The organism is Streptomyces sp. NPDC000151 (assembly GCF_040301705.1).
GTDB lineage: Bacteria > Actinomycetota > Actinomycetes > Streptomycetales > Streptomycetaceae > Streptomyces.
In genome coordinates, this window is sequence record NZ_JBEPFC010000016.1 from 33,664 (window position 1) to 59,685 (window position 26,022).

Here is a 26,022-nt window from a genome sequence, read left to right on the forward strand (position 1 = left end):
GATGGACATCCTCACCTACGCCTTCATGCAGCGGGCGCTGATCGCCGCCGCCCTGGTCGGCATCACCGCGCCCGCCGTCGGCATCTATCTCGTGCAGCGCCGCCAGGCGATCATGGGCGACGGCATCGGGCACGTCGCGCTGACCGGTGTCGCGCTCGGCGTCCTGCTCAACACCTCGCCGGTGTGGATGGCCGTACTGGTCGCCACCGTCGGCGCGGTGATCATGGAGCTGGTCCGGTCGTACGGCAAGACCCGCGGCGACATCGCGCTCGCCATGCTCTTCTACGGCGGCATGGCCGGCGGCGTACTGATCATCAACCTCGCGCCCGGCGGCTCCACCGCCAACCTCACCAGCTACCTCTTCGGCTCCATCACCAGCGTTTCCCCCGAGGACGTCACGGTCACCGCGATCCTGGCCGCCTTCGTGCTGGTGATCACGCTCGGGCTGCGCCGCCAGCTCTTCGCGATCTGCCAGGACGAGGAGTTCGCCCGCGTCACCGGCCTGCCCGTCCGCGTACTGAACCTGCTGCTCGCGGTCACCGCCGCCGTCACGGTCACGGTCGCCATGCGCGCCGTCGGCCTGCTGCTGGTCAGCGCGCTGCTCGTGGTGCCGGTCGCGGCCGCCCAGCAGGCCACCCGCGGCTTCGCCGCGACCCTCGCGATCTCGGTGGCGATCGGCGTGATCGTCACGCTCTCCGGTACGGCCGTGTCGTTCTACGTGGACGTGCCGCCGGGTGCGAGCATCGTGCTGCTGGCCATCGCGGTCTTCGCCGTCTTCTCGCTGATCGCCGCTCCGCTGGCGAAAAAACGCGCGCGAGCCGCCGTACGGGACGAGCAGGGGTGCACCCTGGAGGTGCCGGGAGCACGCCCCCCCGCCGACGACGTCGGCGTGCGGGTGTAAGCGTCCCAGCCGGGTTCCGGTCATCACCTGGCACAATGGCCGGACGTTCCGCAGGGGGATGTTCTACGCCTAGGGAGGCAACGGTGGCGACGAGCGCGGGATCTCCGGTGCGCGGCCGGTCGACGCGGCAGCGGGCCGCCGTGGCCGCGGCGCTCGACGAGGTCGACGAGTTCCGCAGCGCGCAGGACCTGCACGACATGCTCAAGCACCGGGGCGACTCGGTGGGGCTCACCACGGTCTACCGCACGCTCCAGTCGCTGGCCGACGCCGGCGAGGTGGACGTGCTGCGCACCAGCGAGGGCGAGGCCGTCTACCGCCGGTGCAGCACCGAGGACCACCATCACCACCTGGTCTGCCGCACCTGCGGCAAGGCCGTGGAGGTCGAGGGTCCGGCGGTGGAGAAGTGGGCCGATCAGATCGCCGCGGAGCACGGGTTCCGTGACGTCGCGCACACGATCGAGATCTTCGGCACGTGCGGGGACTGCGTGAAGGCCGCGCAGGCGTCCTAGGACGCCGGAGAAACGACGAAGGGCCCGGTCCGGCCGCGCAGGCGGCTGCCGGGCCCTTCTGTGTCCGCTCAGGACTGCTGGGCGGGCGTCTCCGGGACCTCGTTCGGCTGGGCACCGCCGAAGCGCCGGTCGCGCTTGGCGTACGACATGCACGCGTCCCACAGGTTCCGCCGGTCGAAGTCCGGCCACAGCACGTCCTGGAAGACCATCTCGGCGTACGCGCTCTGCCAGATCAGGTAGTTCGACGTGCGCTGCTCACCGGAGGGCCGCAGGAACATGTCCACGTCCGGCATGTCCGGGTAGTACAGGTACTTCGCGAAGGTCTTCTCGTTCACCTTCGACGGGTCCAGGCGGCCCGCCTTCACGTCCTCGGCCAGCGCCTGCGCCGCGTCCGCGATCTCCGCGCGGCCGCCGTAGTTCATGCAGAAGTACAGCGTCAGCTTGTCGTTGTCCTGCGTCTGCTCCTGCGCGACCTGGAGCTCCTTGGCCACGGAACGCCACAGCTTGGGCATCCGGCCCACCCAGCGGACCCGGATGCCGAGCGCGTCGAGCTGGTCGCGGGTCTTGCGGATGAAGTCGCGGTTGAAGTTCATCAGGAAGCGCACCTCGTCCGGCGACCGCTTCCAATTCTCGGTGGAGAAGGCGTACAGCGAGATGGCCTGCACGCCCATCTCGATCGCGCCCTGCAGCACGTCCAGCACCTGCTCGGCGCCGACCTTGTGCCCCTCGGTGCGCGGCAGCCCGCGCTCCTTCGCCCAGCGCCCGTTGCCGTCCATCACGATGGCCACGTGCTCGGGGACCAGCTCACCGGGGATCTTCGGCGGCCGCGCACCGGACGGGTGCGGCTCCGGCGCCTGGTACTCCCGCCGCGAACGGCCCAGAATCCCACGTCGTGCCATGCGTGCCACGTCTCCTAGCTCTTGGTTCAGCTCTTGGGTGGTTACTTCTCTACGTAGCGGAGCGAGCGCAGTCCTCGCTCCAGGTGCCACTGCAGATACGCCGCGACCAGCCCGCTGCCCTCCCGGACGTGCCGGGCCTCGGCCGCGTCGGCCGTCTGCCAGTCCCCCGTCAGCAACGCGCTGAGCAGCGCGATCGACTCCGAGGAGGGTACGACGCTTCCGGGCACGCGGCACTCCCCGCATATCACTCCGCCCGCGCCGACCGAGAAGAACCGGTTGGGACCGGGCATTCCGCACCGGGCGCAGTCGTCAAAACTCGGTGCGTAGCCGTTCACCGCGAGCGAGCGCAGCAGAAAGGCGTCCAGGACGAGATGCGCGGCGTGCTCCCCGGAGGCGAGCGTCCGCAGCCCGCCCACGAGGAGGAGGTACTGCTGCACCGCCGGCTCGCCCTCGTGGTCGGTGAACCGCTCCGCCGTCTCCAGCATCGCGGTCCCCGCGGTGTACCGGTCGTAGTCGCGGACGATGCCGCCACCGTACGCGGCGATCGTCTCGCTCTGTGTGCACAGCGGCAGTCCGCGCCCGATCAGCTCGCCGCCGCGCGCGAAGAACTGCACGTCCACGTGCGAGAACGGCTCCAGCCGCGCGCCGAACTTCGACTTCGTGCGCCGGACGCCGCGGGCCACGGCCCGTACCCGGCCGTGTCCGCGGGTCAGCAGCGTGATGATCCGGTCCGCCTCACCCAGCTTCTGGGTGCGCAGCACGACACCGTCATCACGGAACAGACTCATGAAGCCATTGTCCCGTACGGCCGTGCCGCACGGGGACGGTCCCCCGTTGCTCCCCCGTTGTCCCTGTCGGCCGCGCTCAGCCCACCTCGCCGCGGCTGCGGGCGTTCACGTACGCCGTGGCCGCGCTCAGCCGCTCACTCGCCGTCGCGATCCGCACGGCCTCGGGCGCGCAGTCCCACTCCCGCCCGCCGCCCACCGGCCGCAGCTGCAGATACGGCCCCTCGCTCCCCATCACCATTCCGACTCTGCCCGTCCGCGTGTCCACGACGTACGAACCCACCGCGGCGCTCATCGTTCCTCGCTCGCTTCCTTCGCCTCGAATTCGGCACTGGTCCGCGGCCTTTCGCGGGCACTGCTTTCCGCGCCGACCGCACGCCCCACCTTCCCGGCACGGAGTTTTCCGCCGGGAGATTTTCGCTGTTCACATCCTTGACGCACGCCTGCCGACCTAAAATCGACAGCGGCGTACGCGCGTCAAGTGCGGCGCGAGGCAAGGGAGTTGGGCCGGCGACCGAACCGAAAACGAGCGGCACTTTCGCCCGCGCGTACGAGGATTTGCTGCGCGGTGCGCGGCATTTCGCTGCGCGGCGGCCCTAAGAAGGCGTGCGCGCGGCGGCGGCGAGGAGCCGGTCCGTGTCCTGCGCGTCGAGCGACAGCGCCGTGCCCACCGTCGTGAGGACCTCGCGCTCGGGACCCGTGTAGGGGCCGTCCGCCAGCGCGATGCGCGCGCCCTGCAGCAGCAGCGATTCGCGCCCGGCCGGCGCGAGGTGGGGCGCGAGCGGCTCCAGCGCTTCGTGGAGCTCTATCGCGAGCGCCGTGCCGCACGGGTCGAGGCCGTCCCGCCCGTCGTGGTACGTGCCCGGGAGCCGGCCCGTGTCCGCGGCGAGCGCGGCCAGCAGGGAGAGCAGCTGCTCCTCCGTGCACTCGGTGAAGCCGGCGGCCCGTACCGCCGCGACCGCCTGCTCGCGGACCGTGCGGGAGGCCGTGCCGCCCGCGGCCAGCAGGGCGAGCGTCACCGTGTGCACGGCGTCGCGGAGCATCGCCGAGAAGCGGGTCGTGGTCGGGTGGTCCAGGGCGTCCAGGCCGAAGTGGCCCGTACAGGAGGAACATTCCAGGACGGGGCCCGCCGTGCCGCGCGGGAGGACCGGGAGGCCGAGCACGGTCAGCCGGCGCCTGCCCGTACGACGGCGGTAGTTACGGTCGCCACCGCACTCGGGGCAGAAGAACTCGCCGTCGGCGAGAGTGCGCCATGACGTGCGCACGCCCACCATGCCCAGCTTGTGCATCACGTCCAGACCTCCGTAACTCCCCCTGCGCCTCAAGGGCGCGGGAGGTGCCCCCATCGGCAACGCTGCCGCGCTGACGTGATGTTAGCCACATCCGAGACGCCGCGTCAGCATGTCGTACCGGACAAGACGGAAGGCCCCGCCCCTCTTTTTGACGAGGGGCGGGGCCTTGCGCGGGCGTCAGGCGGGGGCGGCGAACCGGCCCGTGGGTACGTTCCCGTACCCGGCCAGCGGGTTTACCACCCACCTCCGTCCGGGTGTCAGCGGCTCGCGCGGTTGACGGCGGAGACGACGGCCTTGATCGAGGCGCGGACGATGTTCGCGTCGATGCCGACGCCCCACAGGACCTTGTCGCCGATGGCACATTCGATGTACGCGGCGGCCTGCGCCCCGGCGCCCTCGCTCATCGTGTGCTCGACGTAGTCCAGCAGCCGGACGTCGACGTCGATGGCGTGCAGCGCGTCGAAGAAGGCGGCCAGCGGGCCGTTGCCGGTGCCCGTCAGGACCGTGTCCTGGCCGTCGACGACGGCCTCGACGGTCAGCGCGTCCGTGCCCTCGCTCGTCGTGGAGGTCTGCGCGGAGCGCAGCGAGATGCGGCCCCACGCGTTCTCGGGGGTGGGCAGGTACTCGTCCTGGAAGGTGGACCAGATGTCCGCCGGGGTGACCTCGCCGCCCTCGGAGTCGGTCTTCTCCTGGATGGTCCGGGAGAACTCGATCTGCATGCGGCGCGGCAGGTCCAGCTTGTGGTCGTTCTTCAGGACGTAGGAGATGCCGCCCTTGCCGGACTGGGAGTTGACCCGGATCACGGCCTCGTAGGAGCGGCCGACGTCCTTGGGGTCGATGGGCAGGTACGGCACCGCCCACTCGATCTCCTCCGCGCTCTTGCCCGCGGCGGCCGCGTCGGCCTCCCGCGCGTCGAAGCCCTTCTTGATGGCGTCCTGGTGGGAGCCGGAGAAGGCGGTGTAGACCAGATCGCCCGCGTAGGGGTGGCGCGGGTGGATCTCCATCTGGTTGCAGTACTCGCTGGTGCGACGGATCTCGTCGATCTGCGAGAAGTCGATCATCGGGTCGACACCCTGCGAGAACAGGTTCATGCCCAGGGTGACCAGGTCGACGTTGCCGGTGCGCTCGCCCTGCCCGAACAGGCAGCCCTCGACGCGGTCGGCGCCGGCCATGACCGCCAGCTCGGCGGCGGCGACGGCGGTGCCGCGGTCGTTGTGCGGGTGGACGGACAGGCAGACGTACTCGCGGCGCGACAGCTTGCGCGACATCCACTCGAAGCGGTCCGCGTGCGTGCTCGGCGTGGAGCGCTCGACCGTGGCGGGCAGGTTCAGGATGATCTCGCGGCCCTCCTCGGGCTGCCAGACGTCCATGACCGCCTCGCAGACCTCCAGGGCGAAGTCCAGCTCGGTGTCGGTGAAGATCTCGGGGCTGTACTGGTAGCCGAAGATCGTCTCGTCGCCCAGGATCTTCTCGGCGTACTCCATGACCAGCCGCGTGCCGTCCACGGCGATCTGCTTGACCTGCTCCTTGGAGCCGCGGAAGACGACCCGGCGGAAGGTGGGCGCCGTGGCGTTGTACAGGTGCACCGTCGCCCGGTGCGCGCCGCGCAGCGACTCGATGGTGCGCTCGATCAGCTCTTCGCGGGCCTGGGTCAGGACGGAGATCGTCACGTCCTCGGGGATCGCGCCCTCTTCGATGATCGAGCGTACGAAGTTGAAGTCGGTCTCACCGGAGGAGGGGAAGCCGACCTCGATCTCCTTGTAGCCCATCTTGACCAGCAGGTCGAACATCTCGCGCTTGCGGGCGGGCGACATGGGGTCGATCAGCGCCTGATTGCCGTCGCGCAGGTCGGTCGAGAGCCAGCGAGGGGCCTTGGTGATGCGCTGGTCCGGCCACGTGCGGTCGGGGATGTACACCGCTTCGTAACGGCCGTACTTGTGGACCGGCATCCCGGACGGCTTCTGCTGGACGGAAGCGGCGGTGATGGGGGTCGGGCGGCCGATGGCGTTCTCGGACTGCTCAGACTTCGACATGATGCGTAGGGCTCCTCGTATGTCCGGTTGGGACGACCGACGGGGCGCTGTCACGGCAACACCGAACTCCGCGGGGAGGGGGTCGGCCTACGACTACAGGCCCTCGCCGCGGCAGCTAAGGAGAAGCAGCCCGAAACGCATGATGCTCTGCACCCTAGCGGAGACCCGTGGCACTCGGATGTCCCGTATCAGTATGCGGGACCGAAGTTCCGTTGTGACCGTTTCGCGACCAAGCACACATTCGCGGGAATCTCGGTAGCGGGTCGTGACAGAGCCTGCACGCGGTGCCACGCTCGCCCCATGGACGCCACTTCCTCGAACCAGAGTCATGCTGTCGGCCAGGTCTTCTGCGGGATTGTCCCGCCGCACCTCCTCGACCATCTCTCCCGTGCCGAGAACTCCACGATCTCCGGCCGCGCGCGCCGCACCCTCGAGCACGACGCCCTGCAGCGCACCCGCCGCCGCATCTCCACCGTCCGCGGCTTCACCGCGCCCGCCGAAGCCCGGGCGGGCAGCGAGAAGCCGCAGCGCACGATCTATGACGCGGAACACACCGAAACCCTGCCCGGCACCAAGGTCCGCGGCGAGGCCGACCCGGCGGGCCAGGACGCCTCGGTCAACCGTGCCTTCGCCGGCCTCGGCGCCACGTTCGAGCTGTACTTCAAGGTCTACGCCCGGCACTCCATCGACGGCATGGGCCTCCCGCTGGACGCCACGGTCCACTACGGCAGGGAGTACGACAACGCCTTCTGGGACGGCGAGCGGATGGTCTTCGGGGACGGCGACGGCGAGCTGTTCCTGGACTTCACCACCGCCCTGGACGTCATCGGGCACGAACTGACCCACGGCGTCACCCAGTACACCGCCAACCTGGAGTACCTCGGCCAGTCCGGCGCGCTGAACGAGTCCGTCTCGGACGTCTTCGGCTCGCTGATCAAGCAGTACTCCCTCAAGCAGAGCGCCGAGCAGGCGGACTGGCTGATCGGCGACGGGCTGCTCGGCCCGGAGGTCGACAAGGGGACCGCGCTGCGCTCGATGAAGGCGCCCGGCACGGCGTACGACGACGACGTGCTCGGCAAGGACCCGCAGCCCGCCACGATGGACGGGTATGTGCAGACCTCGCAGGACAACGGCGGGGTGCACATCAACTCCGGCATCCCCAACCACGCCTTCTACCTCGCGGCGGTCGCCCTGGGCGGCAACGCGTGGGAGCGGGCCGGGCAGGTCTGGTACGACGTGCTGACGGGCGGCGAGCTCGCCAAGGACGCCCAGTTCGCGGACTTCGCCAGGCTGACGATCGACGCGGCCAAGGCCCGCTACGGCGACCAGGGCGAGGAGCACCAGGCGCTGCTGAAGGCGTGGTCCCAGGTGGGCGTCACCAACAACCAGGGTCATTGACCGGCGGCGGTCATTGACCGCCGGCGTGCAGAGGAGAAGGCTGCCGCCATGCGGATTCAGGTGAGGCGCACCGGCGGTTTCGCCGGCATCGAGAAGCACGCCGAGATCGACACCGCTGACCGGGCCGATACGGCCCAGTGGGACGACCTGGTCGAGCGGGCGCTGGCCGACGGGCGGAGCACCCCGCCCGTCGGGGTGCCGGACGGTTTCACGTACCAGATCACCGTCGACGGCCGGACGGTGTACTGCGCGGATCCCCGGCTGACCGACCACCAGCGCAAGCTGATCACCCGGGTGCTCAAAGAAGGCGCATAGCGCGTGCCAAGGGTGCGGGTGGGCGGCTCCGCCCGCGCCCTTGACACGTTACTGACGGGTCAAGAAGATCCGGCCATGACGTCGCCGCTGACAACGTTGCCCGCCGGCCCGCTCCCTCCCCTCCCCCGCTTCCCCGCGGACTTCCTGTGGGGTGTGTCGACCTCGGCGCAGCAGATCGAGGGCGCGGTGGACGAGGACGGGCGCGGCCGCTCGTCCTGGGACGCGTTCGAGGCGGTACCGGGCAGCATCAAGGACGGCGCCACCTCGGCGCGCGCCACCGGCCACTACCACCGCTATCGCGAGGACGTCGCCCTGCTCGCCCGCCTCGGCGCCCGTGCGTACCGCTTCTCGGTCTCCTGGCCCCGTGTGCTCCCCACCGGCACCGGCCCGGTCAACGCCGCGGGGCTGGACTTCTACGACCGGCTGGTCGACGAGCTGCTGGCGGCGGGCGTGCAGCCGCTCCCCACGCTCTACCACTGGGACACCCCGCTGCCGCTGGAGGAGGCGGGCGGCTGGCTCGTACGGGACACGGCGTACGCCTTCGCCGCGTACGCGGACGCCGTCGCGGCCCGCCTCGGGGACCGCGTACCGCGCTGGATCACCCTCAACGAGCCCGCCGAGGTCACCCTCCTCGGCTACGGCCTGGGCGTGCACGCGCCCGGCCGGAAGCTGCTCTTCGAGGCACTGCCCGCCGCCCACCACCAGCTCCTCGGCCACGGCCTCGCCCTCCAGGCGCTGCGGGCCCGCGGCGCGACGAGTGTCGGCATCGCCAACTCCCACGGGCCGACCTGGGCGGCTTCCGGGAGCGAGGCCGACCGGGAGGCCGCCGACCTGTACGACCTGCTGCTCAACCGCCTCTTCGCGGACCCGCTGCTGCTCGGCCGTTACCCGGACGAGGAGCTGGCCGCGCTGCTGCCGGGCCCGGTGGCGGAGGATCTGAAGGTGATCTCCCAGCCGCTGGACTGGTACGGCGTCAACTACTACCAGCCGACGAAGGTGGGCGCCCCGGACCCGGCGGCGGCCGGCGGCACCGACTTCGCGGGCGTGGAGATCCCGCCGGAGCTGCCCTTCGCGCCGCGGGAGATCGAGGGCAGGCCGCGTACGGCCTTCGGGTGGCCGGTCGTCCCCGAAGCCCTCACCGAGCTCCTCACCGCCTTCCGCGACCGCTACGGCGCCGCGCTGCCGCCCGTCGTCATCACGGAGAACGGCTGCTCGTACGACGGGATCGAGGACCCGGAGCGGATCGCGTTCCTCGACGCGCATCTGCGGGCGCTGCACGCCGCCATGACCGCCGGCGTCGACGTCCGGGGCTACTTCGTCTGGTCGCTGCTGGACAACTTCGAGTGGGCCGAGGGCTATGCCCAGCGCTTCGGCCTGGTCCACGTGGACTACGCGACGCTGGCCCGTACCCCGAAGGCGTCCTTCCACTGGCTGCGGGACGCGCTACGGGCGCAGCGGTGACGCCGGGCAGAGCGGCGCCTTCGCGCGCGGAGGACGCGCTGGCCGAGCCCGTCGTGCCGGTCGGGCGCGGCTGGACGGCGGCGCTGGTGCTCGCCAGCGGGGCGGTCTGGGTCGGCTGGTTCGGGCCGCTGCAGATCCTGCTGGCCCTGCAGGCCGCCGAGCTGGCCCCGGCCGGCACCTCGAAGGAGACCGTACTGGCCTGGGTGACCGGCTGCGGGGCGGCCGTCGCGCTGGTCGCCACGCCGCTCTTCGGCGCGGCCTCGGACCGTACGGCCTCCCGCTTCGGCCGCCGTACGCCGTGGATCGCGGGCGGCGTACCGGCCGGCGCCGCCGCGCTCGCGCTGCTGGCCACGGCGGACGGCGTGCCGTCCCTGCTGCTGGGCTGGTGCCTGGTCCAGCTGGCGCTGAGCGCCGCGTACGCCGCGCTCACGGCCGCGGTGCCGGACCGGGTGCCGCGGCGGCAGCGCGGCGCGGTCGGCGGCTGGCTGGGCGCGGCCCAGATCCTGGGCGTACTGGCGGGCACGGGCCTGGCGACCGCGGCCGGCGGCATCGCGGCGGGCTATCTGGCCTGCGCCGCCTTCACGGTCCTCGCCACGCTCCCGTACGTCCTGCTCCACCTCGACCTGGTGCTGCCCGCCGACCGGCGCCCGCCGTTCGACCGGCGCGCCTTCCTGACCGCCTTCTGGATCAGCCCGCGCCGCCACCCGGACCTGGCCTGGGCCTGGCTGACCCGCTTCCTGGTCAACCTCGGCAACTCGATCGCGCTGCTGTACCTGCTGTACTACCTGCGGGACGCGCTGCACCACCCGGACCCCGCGACCGGGGTGCTGATCCTCACCGCGGTCAACGGGGCGCTGCTGCTGGCGACGGTCGTCACCGCCGGCTTCTGGTCGGACCGCACGGGCCGCCGCAAGCCGTTCGTCCTGTGGGCGGGCGTCCTGATGGCGGCGGCCACCGCGGTGCTCGCCTGCTGGCAGACCTGGCCCGGGGCGCTGGTCGCGGCCGGCACGCTGGGCATCGGCTTCGGCGTCTTCATGTCCGTCGACTTCGCGCTGATGACGGACGTCCTCCCGGCCGCGGCGCACCGCGGCAAGGACCTCGGCGTCATCAACATCGCCAACTCCCTGCCGCAGGTCGCGGCGCCCGCCCTGGCGGCCCCGGTGGTCCGCCACCTGGGCGGCTACCCGGCCCTGTACCTCCTGGCCGCGGCCATCGCCCTCGTGGGCGCGCTCTTCGTACGCCGCATCCGAGGGGTGGACTAGCGGCATCCGCGAGGGACCAGGGGGACGGCTAGAAGCCCAGCTTGCGCAGCTGCTTGGGGTCGCGCTGCCAGTCCTTGGCGACCTTGACGTGCAGGTCGAGGTAGACGGGGGTGCCGAGCAACGCCTCGATGTGCTTGCGGGACTTCATCCCGACCTCCTTCAGGCGCTTGCCCTTGGGGCCGATGATGATGCCCTTCTGGCTGGGCCGCTCGATGTAGACGATCGCGTGCACGTCCAGCAGCGGCTTGTCGGCGGGCCGGTCCTCGCGCGGCAGCATCTCCTCCACCACGACCGCGATGGAGTGCGGCAGCTCGTCGCGCACGCCCTCCAGCGCCGCCTCGCGGATCAGCTCGGCGACCATGACCTGCTCGGGCTCGTCGGTGAGGTCGCCCTCCGGGTACAGCGGCGGGCTCTCGGGCAGCATCGGCACGAGCAGATCGGCCAGCAGCCCCACCTGGCTGTCGCCCACCGCCGACACCGGGATGATCTCGGCCCACTCGATGCCGAGCTCCTGCCCCAGCCTGTCGATGGCGATCAGCTGCTCGGCGAGCGCCTTGGAGTCGACCAGGTCGCTCTTGGTCACGATGGCGACCTTCGGGGTCTTCTTGACCTGGGCCAGCTCACCGGCGATGAAACGGTCCCCCGGGCCGAGCTTCTGGTCGGCGGGCAGGCAGAAGCCGATCACGTCGACCTCGGCCCAGGTGGTCCGCACGACGTCGTTCAGCCGCTCGCCCAGCAGCGTGCGCGGCTTGTGCAGACCGGGGGTGTCGACGAGGACGAGCTGCGCGTCCGGGCGGTGCACGATGCCGCGCACGGTGTGCCGGGTGGTCTGCGGCCGGTTCGAGGTGATGGCCACCTTGGTACCGACGAGAGCGTTCGTCAGGGTGGACTTGCCCGCGTTCGGGCGGCCGACGAAGCACGCGAAGCCGGCGCGGTGCGGGGCGGAGGAGTCTGTACGAACGCTCATGGCGCCCATTCTCCCCGATCGCGGGCACGACACCGACCACCGGCCCGGCCGGACCGGTGGGTCAGCGGTATTGCGGCGGCGCTGTGGTGCTCAGCCGGCCTTGACGGTCTCCCGGAGGGCGCCGTCGGGACCGGCGACCAGTACGGGGGTCTCGGCACCGCCCAGGTCGCGGACGGCCGCGCGGTCCGCGTCGGCCGCGGTGTCCGCCTCGGTGACCACCGCGGCGGCCTCCAGGGACTGCGCGCCGCTGGCGACGGCCATCGCCACGGCGGTCTGCAGGGCGCTCAGCTTGAGAGAGTCGAGGGTCACGGTGCCCGCGACGTACGTCCGTCCGGTCTCGTCCCGTACGGCGGCGCCTTCGACGACACCATTACGGGCACGCGCCGAACGGGCGAGCGTGATGATCTTGCGGTCTTCCGGGTCCAGCGGTGCGGCTTCGCTCATACGGCCGGAGCCTATCCGCTGCGCTTGGCCGGGGGCGACGAGGGGGCTTGCGTACCTCCGCGGGTGCGGGTGACGGGGGCGTCGTTGGTTCAGCCGGCCACCGAGTACATGCCGCCGCGGCGGCCCTCGGGGGAGGCGAGGCGGCGGAGCTTCGCCTCTGTCTCGCCGTCGGCCTGGGCGTTGTGCATCACCACGGTCAGGTCCTGCCGGGACGGCACCCGCAGCTGCGTGGACTCGAACCGCAGCGTGCCCACCATCGGGTGCTCCATCTCCTTGGGCAGCTGGCCGCCCACCGTGACGTCCTGCCGCGCCCACAGCCGCGCGAACTCCTCGCTCGCCGCGGACACCTCCCGTACGACCTCGGCGAAGCCCTCGTCGCCGGGCCGTTCGGAACAGGCCGCGCGGTACTGGGCGACGACCTGCGGCGCGTTCCGCTCCCAGCTCTTCGCGCGGACCCGGTAGACCGGGTCGGTGAAGTAGGCGATCATGCAGTTCGACGAGACGCCCGGCTGCCCGTGCCCCATCACCAGCCGCGACGCCTCGTTGTACGCGACGGTGTTCCAGTACGGGTCCATGATGTGCGCCGGGAACGGCAGCCAGGCGTCGATCATCCGCTGCAGACCGTCGCAGATCGGGTCCCCGTCGTACTCGGAGCGCAGCAGCGGAGGGTTCAGACCGGCCAGCACATACAGATGGCGGCGCTCGGCGTCGCGCAGCCGGAGCACGCGCGCCACCGCGTCCAGTACCTGCGGCGAGACGCTGATGTCCCGGCCCTGCTCCAGCCACTGGTACCAGGAGGCCCCGACCCCGGCGAGCACCGCGACCTCCTCGCGGCGCAGCCCCGGCGTACGCCGCCGCCCGCCGTCGGGCAGCCCCGCCTCGGCCGGGCTGACCCGCGCCCGACGCGCCATCAGAAACTCCCGCAATTCCTCACGGCGTCCTGCCGTCCGTGCTGCCATCGCTCCCCCTCGTGCTGCCTGGTGCTCGGAACACCACGATAAGTTGCCGCTCCCCACCGGTTATTCCGATCCACGAGGCTCGCCTCATGCCAACCGAGACGATCGCCCCGCCCGCCCCCGTACGGGAATCCGCCCCGACCGCGTCCGACGCCGTACGGGAATCCGCTCCGACCCCCACCGCGACCCGGATGACGGGCCGGGCCAAGCTCATCCTCCTCGTCCTGTGCGCAGCCCAGTTCCTCGTCGCCCTGGACTTCTCGATCCTGAACGTGGCGCTGCCCGTACTGGGCGCGGACCTCGGCATGGGCCAGGCAAACCTGCAGTGGGCGGTCACCGCCTTCGCCCTCCCGTCCGGCGGCTTCCTCCTCCTGTCCGGCCGGATCGCCGACCTCTACGGACGGCGCCGGCTCTTCCTCACCGGCCTCGCGCTCTTCGCCGCGGCCTCCGTCCTCGCCACCCTCGCCTGGTCACCCGCGGCGTTCCTCGCGGGCCGCGCGCTCCAGGGCATCGGCGCGGCCGTCATCGTCCCGGCCGGCATGTCCCTGCTCACCACCACCTTCGCCGAGGGCCCGCAGCGCGAGCGTGCCCTGGGCGTCAGCGGCACGCTGCTGTCCATGGGCTTCACCGTCGGCATGGTGCTCGGCGGCGTCCTCACCGACTCCCTCGGCTGGCGCTCGACGATGGGCCTGCTGGCCGTGGCGGGCCTGGCCATCCTGGCCCTGGCCCCCGCGCTCCTGACGGAGAGCCGCCGCCCGGACCGCCCCCGTATCGACGTCCCCGGCGCGCTCACCGTCACCGGCGGCCTCCTGTCCCTGATCTACGCCCTCTCCACCGCGGCGGCCGACGGCTTCGCCCACGCCGATGTCCTCGGCACCCTCGCCCTGGGCGCCGTACTGCTCATCGCCTTCGTCCTCGTCGAGTCCCGCTCCCCCGAGCCGCTCGTGTCGCTGCCCATGCTCCGCCGCCCGACCGTGGCCTTCGGCAACCTCGCAGGGCTCGCCACCGTCTCGATGATGACCACCGTCGTCTTCCTCCTGACGCTGTACCTCCAGCAGGTGCTGCACCTCTCGCCCTTCCGCACCGGCCTGGTCTTCGGCGTCCAGGGCGTCGTCTCCGCGCTGGCCGGCATCGTGGCTCCCCGCCTGATCGCCCGCCTCGGCGCCCGCCGCACCCTCCTGGCCGGCCTCCTCATCCAGGCCGCACTGACCGCCTCGCTCCTCGGCCTGGGTACGGGCTCCGGCTCCGCCTGGCTCGCCATGGCAGGCGTCACCCTCGCCTCCCTCGGCCACCTCTGGGTGATCGTCTCCTACGGCGTCACCGCGACGTCCGGCCTTCCCGACCACGAACAGGGCCTGGCCACGGGGCTGGTCACCAGCGCCCAGCAGATCGGCATGACCATCGGCATCCCCCTGCTCAGCGCCCTGGCCTCGTCCCACGTGTCCGCGCTCCGCGCGGGTGGCGCCGGCTTCGCCGAGGCAACTCTCGGCGGCGTCCGCCTGGGCCTGGCCACGGACGCGGCGATCCTGCTCGCCGTAGCCGCCCTGGTGGCCTTCGGCCTGCGCCGCCGGACGGTCTGACGCCACGGCCCCCGCTCAGCGCCCGCGTCCATGCCCCGAGCAGCGGACCGCCCGCCCGCCTACGCTGGAAAGCGGAAGACGGAGGCGGTCCGCATGGGCATGTACACAGAACGCGTACTCCCGCACATCATCAACCTCGCCTGCGGGGTGAAACCCGCCCAGCCCCTGCGCCGCGAGGTCTGCAAGAACCTCCGCGGCGACATCGTCGAGATCGGCTTCGGCACGGGCCACAACGTGCCCTTCTACCCTCCGGCCGTCACCACCGTCGCCGCCGTGGAACCCTCCGACCTGGGCTGGGAACTCGCCACCACCCGCATCCGCGCATCCCGTACGCCCGTCCACCGAGCCGGCCTGGACGGCCAGTCCCTCCCCTTCGAGGACAACCGCTTCGACGCCGCGCTCTCCACCTGGACGCTGTGCACCATCCCCGACGCCGAGGCCGCCCTCCGCGAGGTCCGGCGGGTCCTCAAGCCGGGCGGCACCCTGCACTTCCTCGAACACGGCCTGGCCCCGGACACGGACGAGTCCGTACGCCAATGGCAGCGCCGCCTGGAACCCCTCAACAAACGCCTCTTCGGCGGCTGCCACCTCACCCGGCCGATAGCCGACATGCTGAAGTCAGCAGGCTTCACGATCACAGCTGTCGAGACGTTCTACGAGAAGGGCGCCCCCAAGCCCATGGGCGCCGACTCCCTCGGCACAGCCGTAGCCCGCTAGCCGTAGCCCACTAGCCGTCGGTGCTCCCGGCGCCCCCGGCGCCCACGCCGACCGGCTCCACCAGCACCGTAACGATCTTGTTCCGCCGCCCCGCGGGCGACTCCGCCGTGAGCCGCAGCGCCTTGAGGGACGGATCCACGGCGTCCTCGGAGAGGTCGACCTCCGCCTGCGCCCCCGCGATCGGTACCCGCCCCAGCCGCTTGGCCAGCAGCCCGCCGACCGTCTCCACGTCCTCGTCGTCCAGCTCCAGGCCATACAGCTCGCCGAGGTCGCCGATGTCGAGGCGGGCCGTGACCCGATAGCGGCCGTCGCCCAGCTCCTGCACGGGCGGCAGCTCGCGGTCGTACTCGTCGGTGATCTCCCCGACGATCTCCTCCAGGATGTCCTCGATGGTGACGATCCCGGCCGTACCGCCGTATTCATCGATCACCACGGCCACGTGATTGCGGTCCCGCTGCATCTCCCGCAGCAGATCACCCGCGTTCTTCGTGTCCGGCACGAACGCCGCGGGCCGCATCGCCGTCGACACCAGCTCCGTCTCCGCGTCCCGGCTGATGTGCACCTTCCGGGCGAGGTCCTTCACGTACACCACGCCCACCACGTCGTCCTCGCTCTCGCCCGTCACGGGGATGCGCGAGAACCCGGAGCGCAGCGCGAGCGTGAGCGCCTGGCGGATGGTCTTGAAGCGCTCGACCGAGACCAGGTCGGTCCGCGGCACCATCACCTCGCGCACGAGCGTGTCACCGAGCTGGAAGACCGAGTGCACCATGCGGCGCTCCTCGTCCTCGATCAGCGACTCCTGCTCCGCGAGGTCGACCATCGCGCGCAGCTCGGCCTCGGAGGCGAAGGGGCCCTTGCGGAAGCCCTTGCCGGGCGTGAGCGCGTTGCCCAGCAGGATCAGCAGCTGCGGTACGGGGCCCATGATGCGGGCCAGCGGCAGCAGGACGTACGCGGCGGCCGTCGCCGTGTTCAGCGGATGCTGCCGACCGATCGTGCGCGGGGAAACCCCCACCGCGACGTACGACACGAGCACCATCACCGCGATGGCGACGGTCAACGCCTCCCACGTCTCCGCGAACCGCTGCACGCACCCATAGGTGACGACGACCGCGGCGGCCATCTCGCAGCCGACCCGCACCAGCAGCGCGACGTTGAGATACCGCGTCGGATCCGCGGCGACGGCCGCGAGCTTCGCGCTGCCGCGCCGCCCCGACCGTACGGCCTCCTCGGCGCGGAAGCTGGTCGTGCGGGCGAGGCCCGTCTCCGCGCAGGCGGCGAGCCAGGCGACCACGACGAGGAGGACCGCCACGGCGATCAGCTGGACGGACACCGCGTCACCGGGTGGTGGGTGCCGGGGACGGACCCTCGATGCCGCGCTCGGCCCGCCAGCCGTCGACGATCGCGGCCTGCAGCCCGAACATCTCGGCCTTCTCGTCCGGCTCCTCGTGGTCGTACCCGAGGAGGTGGAGGACGCCGTGGACGGTGAGCAGCTGCAGCTCCTCGTCCATGGAGTGCCCGGTCGGCGCCTCCTCGCCCTGCTTCTTGGCGACCTCGGGGCAGAGCACGATGTCGCCGAGCAGCCCCTGCGGGGGCTCCTCCTCGTCCTTGGCCGGCGGCCGCAGCTCGTCCATCGGGAAGGACATCACGTCGGTCGGCCCTGGAAGGTCCATCCACTGGATGTGGAGCTGCTCCATGGCGTCGGCGTCGACGACGATGACCGAGAGCTCGGACAGCGGGTGGATGCGCATCCGGGCGAGTGCGTAGCGGGCGACATCCAGGACCGCCTGCTCGTCGATGTCCGTACCGGACTCGTTGTTGACGTCGATTGCCATCGTGTGACTGCTCAAGACTTCCTGTTGCGGCTGCGGCTGTCGTTCTGACCGGAGCGACCGTCGTTCTGGCCGTTGCGGCTGTCGTACTGCTCGTACGCGTCGACAATACGGCCGACCAGCTTGTGCCGGACGACATCGGTGCTGGTGAGGCGCGAGAAGTGGACGTCCTCGACGCCCTCCAGGATCTCCTGCACCTGCCGCAGACCGCTCTTCGTGCCGCCGGGCAGGTCGATCTGCGTCACGTCACCCGTGATCACGATCTTCGAGTCGAAGCCGAGGCGGGTGAGGAACATCTTCATCTGCTCGGGGCTGGTGTTCTGCGCTTCGTCCAGGATGATGAACGCGTCGTTCAGCGTGCGACCGCGCATGTACGCCAGCGGCGCGACCTCGATCGTGCCCGCGGCCATCAGCCGGGGAATCGAATCCGGGTCGAGCATGTCGTGCAGCGCGTCGTAGAGCGGGCGCAGATACGGGTCGATCTTCTCGTAGAGCGTGCCGGGCAGGAAGCCCAGGCGCTCGCCCGCCTCGACCGCGGGCCGGGTCAGGATGATGCGGTTGACCTGCTTGGACTGCAGGGCCTGCACCGCCTTGGCCATGGCGAGGTAGGTCTTGCCCGTACCGGCGGGGCCGATGCCGAAGACGACCGTGTGCTGGTCGATGGCGTCGACGTACCGCTTCTGGTTCAGCGTCTTGGGACGGATCGTGCGGCCCCGGTTGGAGAGGATGTTCTGCGTGAGCACCTCTGCGGGGGTCTCGCTCGTCCCGCTCTCGCCGTCTTCCGCCGAGCGCAGCATGGCGATCGAACGTTCCACTGCGTCCTCCGTCATCGGCTGTCCGGTGCGGAGCACCAGCATCATCTCGTCGAACAGGCGCTGGATCAGCGCGACGTCCTCGGCATCTCCGACGGCGCTGACCTCATTGCCACGGACGTGGATGTCGGCCGCCGGGAAGGCGTTCTCGATCACGCGCAGCAATGAGTCCCCGGATCCCAGGACCGTGACCATGGGGTGCTTGGAGGGGACGGTGAACTGGGCGCGCGCCTGCTGATTGGTGGGTGTCTGCGTCATGGGCCGGCTCTGTGGCCTGCTGATCCCCATTTCTACGTAGCGATGCCTGCGGCTCTCCTGAGCACGTCCAGGGTACGACGCGCCACCGACATCGACGGAGAACTTTTCGAGGAGGGGTGCTGGAGGGGCCGACGGGAGCCAGAGGGGGGCCTACGCGGGGCCGGGGCGGGCGTCGGCTCGGGCTCGAGGTGGGCGTCGGCTCGGGCTCGCCTACGGGGCGAATCGAACGCGGGTGGCCCCCTTGCTCAGGGGTTACCCAAAGGGGCCAGGGGTTACCCAAAAGGGCCGGGAAGCATCTGTCGTCACAGATTGGCGGGCATCCGTCGTCACGGGTCGGCGGGCATCCGTCGTCGCCCCTGCGCGGAGGCGTGGAACCGCTAGCCGGAGCGGCGGAAGCCGATCGTGGGGAGGGCGCGGGCCAGGGGCCACTGGCGGTACGCGGCCGGCAGTACGCCCTCCAGGAACGCGTACCGCTCCCGCAGCGGGAGCCCGCCGCCGGGTGCCGCGAGCCCGTCCACGGACTCCGTGTGGTGATCCCGTACCTGCTGCCACCACGCGGCGATCTCCGACCAGCCGGGCGCGGACAGCGAGCCGCCGAACTCCTGCACCGACAGCGCCGCCGTCAGGCCCGCGAACGCCAGCCGGTCGGCCAGCGGCCAGCCCGCGAGCGTGCCCGTGACGAAGCCCGCCACGAAGACGTCGCCCGCGCCCGTGGGGTCCAGCGCCTCCACCGCGATCGCCGGCACCTCGGCGCTCTCGCCGGTACGCGCGTCCACCGCGCAGGCGCCCCGCGAACCCATGGTGACCACCGCGACCGGCACCAGGTCGGCGAGCTTACGGGCGGCGGCCTGCGGCGAGTCCGTACGCGTGTACCGCATCGCCTCCTCGGCGTTCGGCAGGAACGCCTCGCAGTGTTCGAGGTCGGCGAGGTCGGCCGGGTCCCAGCGCCCGGTGTCGTCCCAGCCCACGTCCGCGAAGATCCGGGCGCCGCGGTCCGCCGCGCAGCCCAGCCAGCCCTCCCGTCGCCCCGGCACGAGCGACGCGACGCAGGCGCGCGAGGCGGGCGGGCACCCCGGCGCGTGCGCCCCGTCGAAGGCGGACTCCGGCGGCGGCGCCTCGTGCCCGTGCGACACCATCGTGCGCTCGCCCTCGTACGCCATGGAGACCGTCACCGGCGAGTGCCACCCGGGCACCTTCCGCGACATCGACAAATCGATGCCCTCGCCCCGGCGCAGCGCGTCCCAGCAGTACTCGCCGTACATGTCGTCCCCGAAGGCCGCCGCCAGCGAGGTGTGCAGCCCGAGGCGGGCCAGCGCGGTCGCCATGTTCGCGACCCCGCCGGGGCTCGATCCCATCCCGCGCGCCCAGGACTCGGTGCCGCGGACCGGCGCCGAGTCCAGCCCGGTGAAGATGATGTCGAGGAAGACCGTGCCGGTGAGGTAGACGTCCGTGGCCGGGTCCTGCGGCCCGCGTACGGCGGCGAGCGGATCGAGCACCGCCGGCGTGGGACTCATGGGAGCGAACTGTTCTCCGCTGTGAGCGCTCACCTTGCCTGCCCCTTTCGTCCGTGCACGTCACGCCAGTGTGCCGGATCAGGGGTGGCGATGGCTGCGAGCGGGGCGGCTTCCGGCACACGTTCGTACAACCTTCGCGCGGCTTGCGGCGCTCCTTCGTGCGGCTTGTGACGCACCTTCGTGCGGTACGTTCCGGCCCATGAGGCTCACGATTCTCGGTGGTGGCGGCTTCCGGGTGCCGCTGGTCCACCGCGCGTTGCTCGACGACCCCTCGCACGCCGTGACGGAGGTGACGCTGTACGACACCGATCCGGTCCGGCTGCGGGTCATCGCGGCCGTACTGGAGCGGCAGGCGGCGGGCCGGGAGCGGCCGGTGCGGGTGCGGCTCGCGACGGACCTCGACGACGCCCTGCGCGGCGCGGACTTCGTCTTCTCCGCGATCCGGGTCGGCGGCACCGCGGGGCGCGTCGCCGACGAGCGCGTCCCGCTCGCCGAGGGCGTGCTCGGCCAGGAGACGGTGGGCGCGGGCGGCGTGCTCTACGGGCTGCGCACCATCCCCGTGGCGCTGCACATCGCCGAGCGGGCCGCGGCGCTGGCCCCGGACGCCTGGGTCATCAACTTCACGAATCCCGCCGGGATGGTCACCGAGGCGATGGCGGAGGTGCTGGGCGAGCGGGTGATCGGCATCTGTGACTCGCCGGTGGGCCTGGTGCGCCGGGCCGCGCGGGCGGCGGGCGCCGATCCGGACACGGTGACGTACGACTACGTGGGGCTGAACCACCTCGGGTGGCTACGGTCGCTGCGCTCCGGGGGCCGCGACCTGCTCCCCGGGCTGCTCGCCGACCCCGAAGCGCTCGCGTCCTTCGAGGAGGGCCGGCTCTTCGGCGCGGACTGGCTGCGCGCGCTGGGCGCACTCCCCAACGAGTACCTGCATTACTACTACTTCCGCCGCGAGACGCTCGCCTCCGTACGGGAGGCGGACGAGACCCGCGGTGCCTTCCTCGACCGGCAGCAGGGCGGCTTCTTCGAGGCGGCGGCCGAGCGCCCGGAGGACGCGTACGCGCTGTGGGAGCGCACGCGTCTGGAGCGCGAGGAGACGTACATGGCGGAGAGCCGGGAGGCCAGCGGCGGCTGGCAGCGCGACAGCTGCGACCTGGAGGGCGGCGGGTACGACCGGGTGGCGCTGGCCCTGATGCACGCGATCGCGGGCGACCGGCGGGCCCGGCTGATCCTGAACGTGCGCAACGGTACGACCGTGCCGGCGCTCGCCCCCGAAGCGATCATCGAGACGGTGTGCGAGGTGGGCGCGGACGGCGCCCGGCCGCTGCCGTGCGCCCCGCTCCGCAACGACCAACTGGGGCTGATGCTCCAGCTGAAGGCGGTGGAACGGGCGACGGTGGAGGCCGCCGTCTTCAAGGAGCGCGACGCGGCCCTACGGGCGCTCGCGCTGCACCCTCTGGTGGACTCACCGGCGGTGGCCGCCCGCATCCTGGAGCGGGTCAGCGGCTGACGGACTCCGCCAGGGCGGCGAGGCGGCGCTGTACGTCGTCGCGGGCGCCGCTCCTGCCGGGTACTCGGGTCCGCAGGTTCGCCAGCTCCACGCCCAGCTTCCGCACCTCCTCGCTGTTGCTGACCTGGTGCCAGCAGTGGTGGGCGCGGTCGACGGCGGCCGTGACCTCGGGGTGCGTCTCGCTCTGCCCGCCGGCCAGCCGGACGTGCGCGGACCGCATCCACAGCCCGCTCGCCCGCACCGGCTCGTCGGCCTGCCGGGCCAGCTCCGCCTGTACCTCGATCCAGTGCACCGCCTCGGGCGACACCGGCCCGTGGCTCCGGAGGGCCGCCTGCTCCCAGGCCGCGGCCATCGCGGCGGCCTCCCCGTGCCGCCCGGCCGCGGCAGCGGCGAACACGGCATGGTGCGGATCGACGGCAGGCGCCGCACCGGGCACCGGGGGTATGGCGGCCACCACGGGAATCGGCGGCCGCGTGGGCCGCGCGGGCACCGGAGCGGGCGCGGGCGCGGGAGCCGGGGCGAACTCGGGCGTGGGAGCCGGAGTGAACTCGGGCGTGGGAGCCGGGGCGGGAGCGGGCGCCGAAGCCGGCGTGAGATCCGGGGCAGGCGCGGGCGCCGAAGCCGGCACAGGCGCCGGGGCAGGCGCGGGTGCAGGCTCGGGCGCGGCAGCCGGTGCAGCCACAGGCGCAGGACCCTGCTCAGGAACCGGACTCGGCTCAGGAACCGGACTCGGCACGGGCGCCGCACTCGGTGCCTGCACCGGACTCGGCGCCTGCAGGGGACTCGGTGCCTGCACCGGACTCGGTACCTGTATGGGTCTCGGTGCCGGCGTCTGCACCCCCGCCCCCGCACCCTCCGGCGCCAGCCACAACGTCACCGCACCGTTCAGCCCGGCCTCCCGTGCCGCCCACCCGTGCAGCTCCTCCATACCGGGCCGCACCGCGCCCGTCCCCGCCCGCAGCGCCCGCGCGAGGGCATGTGTGTACGCCGGCGCGGGCTGGTGCCGCTTGTCGCTCCGCTGCACCGTGCCGTACAGCAGGAACGGTCCGCCCAGCGACAGCTTCCCCGTGCCCAGGTCGTGCCAGACCTCCGGCGCCGCCGCCAGGTCGGCCAGTACCGTCGTACTGCCCGGCGGACGGTGCTGCAGTTCCGCGGCGAGCCAGTGCCACGGCAGCGCGGTGTACCGGACCGTGCGGGGCACGGTCCGGGCCAGCGCCAGATGCGGCCTGCCCTGCCGCGCGTCGACCTGGAGGTGCCCCGCGACGTAGACCAGCAACGGCCCCTCGACGGCGGCCGCGGTACGGATGTGGGTCAGCACCGTGTTCGGGTCGTCGGGGTTCGCCAGCTGCACGGCGCTGGCGTACGGAGCGCCTACGAGCCGCGCCGGCGGGACGGCCGCCAGCTGCGGCAGCGCGGCGGTCGCCGGCAGCGGCCGGCGGACCGGCGGATCGGCGGCGATCAGCAAGGCGTAGCCGTGAGCGGTCGGTGCGGTGCTGATTGCCATACGGAGCACGGTAACCGGCCCCCCTCCCGGTACGCATGGGATAGCGGCGCAAAGGTTCGAAAACCGGTAGCAAGCGACGCCGGCGCGGCCCTCGTTCAGTGGCCGCGCGCGATCCATTCCTCCAGGTGCGGTGCCTCGTCCCCGATGGTCGTCGGGTCACCGTGCCCGGTGAGCACCTTCGTCTGCGGCGGCAGGGTCAGCAGCCGCTTCCGGATCGACTCGACGATGGTCGGGAAATCCGAGAACGACCGCCCGGTCGCGCCGGGTCCGCCCGCGAACAGCGTGTCCCCGCTGAAGACGACCCCGAGATCGGGCGCGTGGAAACAGACCGCGCCGGGCGCGTGCCCCGGCGTGTGCAGCACGGTGAGATCCGTACCGGCGATGGTCAGCACCTGCCCGTCCGTCAGCTCCCGGTCCGGAGGGCTGCCCGGATAGGTCAGCTTCCACAGCGGCAGATCGTCGGGGTGGAGATGGATCATGGCACCGGTACGGGACGCCAGCGCGGGCGCCGCGTCGATGTGGTCGTCGTGCGCGTGCGTACAGAGCACGGCACGCAGCCGCCGCCCGCCGAGCGCCGCGAGGATGGCCTCGGCGTCGTGCGCGGCATCAATGACCACCGCTTCCTCGTCGTCCCCGACGATCCACACATTGTTGTCCACCTCCCATGTCCCCCCGTCGAGGGAGAACGTCCCGGAGGTGACCAACTGCTCAATGCGCGCCGCCATCACAGCACCACCACCGAACGGAGAACGTCGCCTTCATGCATCCGCGCGAACGCCTTCTCCACGTCCTCGATCCCGATCGTCTCCGTCACAAACGCACCGAGATCGATCCGCCCCTGCTGATGCAGATCGACCAGCATCGGGAAATCACGAGACGGCAGACAATCCCCGTACCAGGACGACTTCAACGCCCCACCCCGCCCGAACACATCCAGCAACGGCAACTCCAACATCATCTCCGGCGTCGGCACCCCCACCAACACGACAGTCCCGGCCAGATCCCGGGCGTAAAACGCCTGCTTGTACGTCTCCGGACGCCCCACCGCCTCAATGACGACATCCGCCCCGAAGCCACCGGTCAGCTCACGGATCGCCTCAACCGGGTCCACGGTCTTGGAGTTCACCGTGTGCGTGGCACCGATCGTCTTGGCGGTCGCCAGCTTCCGGTCGTCGATATCCACCGCGATGATCTTCGCAGCACCCGCCAATCGGGCACCCGCAATCGCCGCATCACCGACCCCACCACAACCGATCACGGCAACCAAGTCACCCCGACCCACGTTGCCGGTATTGATCGCCGCACCGATACCGGCCATCACCCCACACCCCAGCAGCCCGGCCACGGCGGGCGACACCGCCGGATCCACCTTCGTGCACTGCCCCGCCGCCACCAGCGTCTTCTCCGCAAACGCACCAATGCCCAGCGCCGGCGACAACTCAGTACCGTCCGTCAAGGTCATCTTCTGCCGCGCATTGTGCGTATCGAAGCAGTACTGCGGACGCCCCCGCAGACACGCCCGACACTGCCCGCACACCGCACGCCAATTCAGAATCACGAAGTCACCCGGGACGACGTCCGTGACGCCCTCACCCACCGACTCCACCACCCCCGCCGCCTCATGCCCCAGCAAAAACGGGAACTCATCATTGATCCCGCCCTGCTTGTAATGCAGGTCCGTATGGCACACACCGCACGCCTGGACCTGGACCACGGCCTCGCCGGGGCCCGGGTCCGGCACGGCGATGGTCTCGACGCGCACCGGCTGGTCCTTGCCGGGTGCGATCACTCCGCGTACTTGCTGTGCCATGGGGGCGGCCCCTCTCGATGATCACGTACGGGACGGACCCATACCGTACGCGTTACCCGCATTCCCGCCCAGAGGGCGACACCCCGGGGCCCGGCGCCGGTCATTGCGTCCGCCGCCGCGGACCAGGGCCACCGTCACCGCCGCGAGGACGCCGACGACGGAGAGGCCGATCAGGCCGCCGCGCGTGGAGCCGGTGGCGTCCTCCAAGAGGCCGAAAGCGGTCGGTGAGACGAAGCCGCCGAGGTTGCCCAGCGAGTTGACGAGCGCGATCGCGGGGGCGGCGATCCGGGCGTCCAGGTAGCTCTGCGGGATGGTCCAGAAGACCGGCGAGGAGGTCTTGAAGCCCATGGCGGCCAGGCAGAGCGCGCCGAGCGCGAGCCACGGGGAGACCAGGGTGGCGAGGAGGGTGCCCACCGCGCCCAGCAGCAGCATGCCGACGAGGAACGGGCGGCGCTTGCCCGTACGGTCCAAGAGCCGCCCCGTGACGTACACCGCCGCGATCGCGCACAGCCAGGGCACCGCGACCAGCAGCCCCACCTCGAACTCCGAGAGCCCGCCGATGTCGTCGACGATGCTCGGCAGCCAGAAGGTGACGGCGTACAGGGCGATGGAGATGGCGAAGTACAGCCAGCAGAAGAGGAGCATCTGGGGGTCGGCGAGCAGCTTCCAGCGGGAGACGGCGGCGGTGCCGCGGTCCTGCGTACGGGCGGCCTGTTCGGCGTCGATCGCCGCGGTCAGGCCCGTCTTCTCGGCGTCCGACAGCCAGGTGGCGTCCTCCAGCCGGGAGTCCAGGAAGCGGTAGACGACCAGGCCGAGCACGACGGAGGCGATGCCTTCGATGAAGAACATCCACTGCCAGCCGCTGTGGCCCAGCAGACCGTGCATCTCCAGCAGCGCGCCGGAGACCGGGCCTGCGATGACGGAGGCGGTGCCGGAGCCCATGAGGAAGATCGCGGTGGACCGGCCGCGGTCGGAGTCGGGCAGCCAGCGGGTGAAGTAGTAGATGACGGCCGGGAAGAAGCCCGCTTCGGCGACGCCGAGGAGGAAGCGCAGGACGTAGAACATCTCGGCGCTGGTGACGAAGGCCATCGCGGCGGCCACCAGACCCCAGGTGATCATGATGCGGGTGAGCCAGACCTTCGGCCCGAACCGCTCCATGAGCATGTTGCTGGGGACCTCGAAGATCGCGTACGCGATGAAGAACAGGCCGGCGCCGAACCCGAAGGCGGAGGCCGACAGTCCGACGTCGGCGCGCAACTGGTCGGA

Annotated in this window: 25 protein-coding genes; 9 read left to right on the forward strand and 16 right to left on the reverse strand. The window is 71.5% G+C overall.

Annotation, left to right across the window (positions count from 1 at the left end; translation table 11 throughout):
* The first annotated feature begins 1 nt into the window (after nucleotide 1).
* Together ABT381_RS07840 and ABT381_RS07845 are read left to right on the forward strand one after the other, a co-directional pair.
* A complete protein-coding gene (locus tag ABT381_RS07840; protein WP_351589345.1) occupies nucleotides 2-901 on the forward strand; it encodes a metal ABC transporter permease in 900 nt (299 codons plus the stop codon).
* Between the two features lie 83 nt (nucleotides 902-984).
* A complete protein-coding gene (locus tag ABT381_RS07845) occupies nucleotides 985-1,410 on the forward strand; it encodes a Fur family transcriptional regulator (RefSeq protein WP_351589348.1) in 426 nt (141 codons plus the stop codon).
* A gap of 68 nt (nucleotides 1,411-1,478) precedes the next feature.
* Here the strand turns inward: ABT381_RS07845 and ABT381_RS07850 are convergent, their stop codons facing one another.
* From ABT381_RS07850 to leuA, 5 genes are all read right to left on the reverse strand, one after another.
* On the reverse strand, nucleotides 1,479-2,309 hold the full coding sequence (locus ABT381_RS07850) for an isoprenyl transferase (protein ID WP_351589351.1): 831 nt from the start codon (nucleotides 2,307-2,309) through the stop codon (nucleotides 1,479-1,481).
* A gap of 41 nt (nucleotides 2,310-2,350) precedes the next feature.
* Complete coding sequence (gene recO, locus ABT381_RS07855; protein WP_351589354.1) at nucleotides 2,351-3,097, reverse strand: DNA repair protein RecO; 747 nt, start codon at nucleotides 3,095-3,097, stop codon at nucleotides 2,351-2,353.
* Between the two features lie 76 nt (nucleotides 3,098-3,173).
* Complete coding sequence (locus ABT381_RS07860; protein ID WP_351589357.1) at nucleotides 3,174-3,389, reverse strand: hypothetical protein; 216 nt, start codon at nucleotides 3,387-3,389, stop codon at nucleotides 3,174-3,176.
* Between the two features lie 301 nt (nucleotides 3,390-3,690).
* Complete coding sequence (locus ABT381_RS07865) at nucleotides 3,691-4,383, reverse strand: TerB family tellurite resistance protein (protein ID WP_351589485.1); 693 nt, start codon at nucleotides 4,381-4,383, stop codon at nucleotides 3,691-3,693.
* Nucleotides 4,384-4,643: 260 nt separating this feature from the next.
* Nucleotides 4,644-6,419 carry a 2-isopropylmalate synthase gene (leuA, locus tag ABT381_RS07870; protein ID WP_351589359.1) on the reverse strand — a complete coding sequence of 592 codons (1,776 nt, stop codon included), beginning with the start codon at nucleotides 6,417-6,419 and terminating at the stop codon, nucleotides 4,644-4,646.
* 300 nt (nucleotides 6,420-6,719) lie between these two features.
* On the opposite strand from leuA, the gene ABT381_RS07875 reads away from it, so the two are divergent.
* From ABT381_RS07875 to ABT381_RS07890, 4 genes are all read left to right on the forward strand, one after another.
* Nucleotides 6,720-7,817 carry a M4 family metallopeptidase gene (locus tag ABT381_RS07875; RefSeq protein ID WP_351589361.1) on the forward strand — a complete coding sequence of 366 codons (1,098 nt, stop codon included), beginning with the start codon at nucleotides 6,720-6,722 and terminating at the stop codon, nucleotides 7,815-7,817.
* A gap of 48 nt (nucleotides 7,818-7,865) precedes the next feature.
* Nucleotides 7,866-8,132, forward strand: a complete 267-nt coding sequence (locus ABT381_RS07880) for a protealysin inhibitor emfourin (protein ID WP_351589364.1) — start codon at nucleotides 7,866-7,868, stop codon at nucleotides 8,130-8,132.
* Nucleotides 8,133-8,207: 75 nt separating this feature from the next.
* Complete coding sequence (locus ABT381_RS07885; protein WP_351589367.1) at nucleotides 8,208-9,593, forward strand: GH1 family beta-glucosidase; 1,386 nt, start codon at nucleotides 8,208-8,210, stop codon at nucleotides 9,591-9,593.
* Nucleotides 9,590-10,855, forward strand: coding sequence for an MFS transporter (locus ABT381_RS07890; protein ID WP_351589370.1), 1,266 nt, complete (start codon nucleotides 9,590-9,592; stop codon nucleotides 10,853-10,855). Before ABT381_RS07885 ends, ABT381_RS07890 begins: the two co-directional genes overlap by 4 nt.
* A gap of 28 nt (nucleotides 10,856-10,883) precedes the next feature.
* Here the strand turns inward: ABT381_RS07890 and era are convergent, their stop codons facing one another.
* From era to ABT381_RS07905, 3 genes are all read right to left on the reverse strand, one after another.
* Nucleotides 10,884-11,822, reverse strand: coding sequence for a GTPase Era (era, locus tag ABT381_RS07895; RefSeq protein WP_351589373.1), 939 nt, complete (start codon nucleotides 11,820-11,822; stop codon nucleotides 10,884-10,886).
* Nucleotides 11,823-11,912: 90 nt separating this feature from the next.
* Entirely contained in the window at nucleotides 11,913-12,266 is a 354-nt protein-coding gene (locus ABT381_RS07900) for a cytidine deaminase-like protein (protein WP_351589376.1), read from the reverse strand.
* An 89-nt stretch (nucleotides 12,267-12,355) separates the two neighbouring features.
* On the reverse strand, nucleotides 12,356-13,177 hold the full coding sequence (locus tag ABT381_RS07905; protein WP_351589378.1) for a helix-turn-helix transcriptional regulator: 822 nt from the start codon (nucleotides 13,175-13,177) through the stop codon (nucleotides 12,356-12,358).
* Nucleotides 13,178-13,311: 134 nt separating this feature from the next.
* Here ABT381_RS07905 and ABT381_RS07910 point away from each other — a divergent pair, with 134 nt between their 5' ends.
* Complete coding sequence (locus tag ABT381_RS07910) at nucleotides 13,312-14,802, forward strand: MFS transporter (protein ID WP_467754669.1); 1,491 nt, start codon at nucleotides 13,312-13,314, stop codon at nucleotides 14,800-14,802.
* A gap of 93 nt (nucleotides 14,803-14,895) precedes the next feature.
* Nucleotides 14,896-15,519, forward strand: coding sequence for a class I SAM-dependent methyltransferase (locus ABT381_RS07915; protein ID WP_351589381.1), 624 nt, complete (start codon nucleotides 14,896-14,898; stop codon nucleotides 15,517-15,519).
* 10 nt (nucleotides 15,520-15,529) lie between these two features.
* Here the strand turns inward: ABT381_RS07915 and ABT381_RS07920 are convergent, their stop codons facing one another.
* The 4 genes from ABT381_RS07920 to ABT381_RS07935 all read right to left on the reverse strand — a co-directional run bounded on the left by ABT381_RS07920 (nucleotide 15,530) and on the right by ABT381_RS07935 (nucleotide 19,932).
* The gene (locus tag ABT381_RS07920; protein WP_351589384.1) at nucleotides 15,530-16,849 is read right to left on the reverse strand and encodes a hemolysin family protein; all 1,320 of its coding nucleotides are present in this window, start codon (nucleotides 16,847-16,849) and stop codon (nucleotides 15,530-15,532) included.
* A 4-nt stretch (nucleotides 16,850-16,853) separates the two neighbouring features.
* Entirely contained in the window at nucleotides 16,854-17,351 is a 498-nt protein-coding gene (gene ybeY / locus ABT381_RS07925; RefSeq protein WP_351589387.1) for an rRNA maturation RNase YbeY, read from the reverse strand.
* Nucleotides 17,352-17,362: 11 nt separating this feature from the next.
* Nucleotides 17,363-18,418: a PhoH family protein gene (locus ABT381_RS07930; protein ID WP_351589390.1), complete on the reverse strand. Its 1,056-nt coding sequence runs from the start codon at nucleotides 18,416-18,418 to the stop codon at nucleotides 17,363-17,365.
* 377 nt (nucleotides 18,419-18,795) lie between these two features.
* Nucleotides 18,796-19,932 carry a carbohydrate kinase family protein gene (locus ABT381_RS07935; protein ID WP_351589393.1) on the reverse strand — a complete coding sequence of 379 codons (1,137 nt, stop codon included), beginning with the start codon at nucleotides 19,930-19,932 and terminating at the stop codon, nucleotides 18,796-18,798.
* A 199-nt stretch (nucleotides 19,933-20,131) separates the two neighbouring features.
* Between ABT381_RS07935 and ABT381_RS07940 the strand changes: the two genes are divergently transcribed.
* A complete protein-coding gene (locus ABT381_RS07940) occupies nucleotides 20,132-21,442 on the forward strand; it encodes a 6-phospho-beta-glucosidase (RefSeq protein WP_351589396.1) in 1,311 nt (436 codons plus the stop codon).
* Here ABT381_RS07940 and ABT381_RS07945 read toward each other — a convergent pair.
* From ABT381_RS07945 to ABT381_RS07960, 4 genes are all read right to left on the reverse strand, one after another.
* Complete coding sequence (locus ABT381_RS07945) at nucleotides 21,432-22,946, reverse strand: hypothetical protein (protein WP_351589399.1); 1,515 nt, start codon at nucleotides 22,944-22,946, stop codon at nucleotides 21,432-21,434. The genes ABT381_RS07940 and ABT381_RS07945 overlap by 11 nt on opposite strands.
* Before the next feature lie 95 nt (nucleotides 22,947-23,041).
* A complete protein-coding gene (locus tag ABT381_RS07950) occupies nucleotides 23,042-23,671 on the reverse strand; it encodes an MBL fold metallo-hydrolase (protein ID WP_351589402.1) in 630 nt (209 codons plus the stop codon).
* Nucleotides 23,671-24,756 carry an S-(hydroxymethyl)mycothiol dehydrogenase gene (locus ABT381_RS07955; protein WP_351589405.1) on the reverse strand — a complete coding sequence of 362 codons (1,086 nt, stop codon included), beginning with the start codon at nucleotides 24,754-24,756 and terminating at the stop codon, nucleotides 23,671-23,673. Before ABT381_RS07955 ends, ABT381_RS07950 begins: the two co-directional genes overlap by 1 nt.
* A 21-nt stretch (nucleotides 24,757-24,777) precedes the next feature.
* Complete coding sequence (locus ABT381_RS07960) at nucleotides 24,778-26,013, reverse strand: MFS transporter (RefSeq protein WP_351589408.1); 1,236 nt, start codon at nucleotides 26,011-26,013, stop codon at nucleotides 24,778-24,780.
* Between the last annotated feature and the right edge of the window lie 9 nt (nucleotides 26,014-26,022).

Excerpts from the sequence above, each read along its gene's own strand:
- ABT381_RS07840 (WP_351589345.1), top strand. The coding sequence starts at position 2 with ATGGACATCCTCACCTACGCCTTCATGCAGCGGGCGCTGATCGCCGCC.
- ABT381_RS07850 (WP_351589351.1), bottom strand. The coding sequence starts at position 2,309 with ATGGCACGACGTGGGATTCTGGGCCGTTCGCGGCGGGAGTACCAGGCG.
- recO (WP_351589354.1), bottom strand. The coding sequence starts at position 3,097 with ATGAGTCTGTTCCGTGATGACGGTGTCGTGCTGCGCACCCAGAAGCTG.
- ABT381_RS07860 (WP_351589357.1), bottom strand. The coding sequence starts at position 3,389 with ATGAGCGCCGCGGTGGGTTCGTACGTCGTGGACACGCGGACGGGCAGA.
- ABT381_RS07865 (WP_351589485.1), bottom strand. The coding sequence starts at position 4,383 with ATGCACAAGCTGGGCATGGTGGGCGTGCGCACGTCATGGCGCACTCTC.
- leuA (WP_351589359.1), bottom strand. The coding sequence starts at position 6,419 with ATGTCGAAGTCTGAGCAGTCCGAGAACGCCATCGGCCGCCCGACCCCC.
- ABT381_RS07875 (WP_351589361.1), top strand. The coding sequence starts at position 6,720 with ATGGACGCCACTTCCTCGAACCAGAGTCATGCTGTCGGCCAGGTCTTC.
- ABT381_RS07880 (WP_351589364.1), top strand. The coding sequence starts at position 7,866 with ATGCGGATTCAGGTGAGGCGCACCGGCGGTTTCGCCGGCATCGAGAAG.
- ABT381_RS07885 (WP_351589367.1), top strand. The coding sequence starts at position 8,208 with ATGACGTCGCCGCTGACAACGTTGCCCGCCGGCCCGCTCCCTCCCCTC.
- era (WP_351589373.1), bottom strand. The coding sequence starts at position 11,822 with ATGAGCGTTCGTACAGACTCCTCCGCCCCGCACCGCGCCGGCTTCGCG.
- ABT381_RS07900 (WP_351589376.1), bottom strand. The coding sequence starts at position 12,266 with ATGAGCGAAGCCGCACCGCTGGACCCGGAAGACCGCAAGATCATCACG.
- ABT381_RS07905 (WP_351589378.1), bottom strand. The coding sequence starts at position 13,177 with ATGGCGCGTCGGGCGCGGGTCAGCCCGGCCGAGGCGGGGCTGCCCGAC.
- ABT381_RS07910 (WP_467754669.1), top strand. The coding sequence starts at position 13,312 with ATGCCAACCGAGACGATCGCCCCGCCCGCCCCCGTACGGGAATCCGCC.
- ABT381_RS07915 (WP_351589381.1), top strand. The coding sequence starts at position 14,896 with ATGGGCATGTACACAGAACGCGTACTCCCGCACATCATCAACCTCGCC.
- ybeY (WP_351589387.1), bottom strand. The coding sequence starts at position 17,351 with ATGGCAATCGACGTCAACAACGAGTCCGGTACGGACATCGACGAGCAG.
- ABT381_RS07930 (WP_351589390.1), bottom strand. The coding sequence starts at position 18,418 with ATGACGCAGACACCCACCAATCAGCAGGCGCGCGCCCAGTTCACCGTC.
- ABT381_RS07935 (WP_351589393.1), bottom strand. The coding sequence starts at position 19,932 with ATGAGTCCCACGCCGGCGGTGCTCGATCCGCTCGCCGCCGTACGCGGG.
- ABT381_RS07940 (WP_351589396.1), top strand. The coding sequence starts at position 20,132 with ATGAGGCTCACGATTCTCGGTGGTGGCGGCTTCCGGGTGCCGCTGGTC.
- ABT381_RS07945 (WP_351589399.1), bottom strand. The coding sequence starts at position 22,946 with ATGGCAATCAGCACCGCACCGACCGCTCACGGCTACGCCTTGCTGATC.
- ABT381_RS07950 (WP_351589402.1), bottom strand. The coding sequence starts at position 23,671 with ATGGCGGCGCGCATTGAGCAGTTGGTCACCTCCGGGACGTTCTCCCTC.
- ABT381_RS07955 (WP_351589405.1), bottom strand. The coding sequence starts at position 24,756 with ATGGCACAGCAAGTACGCGGAGTGATCGCACCCGGCAAGGACCAGCCG.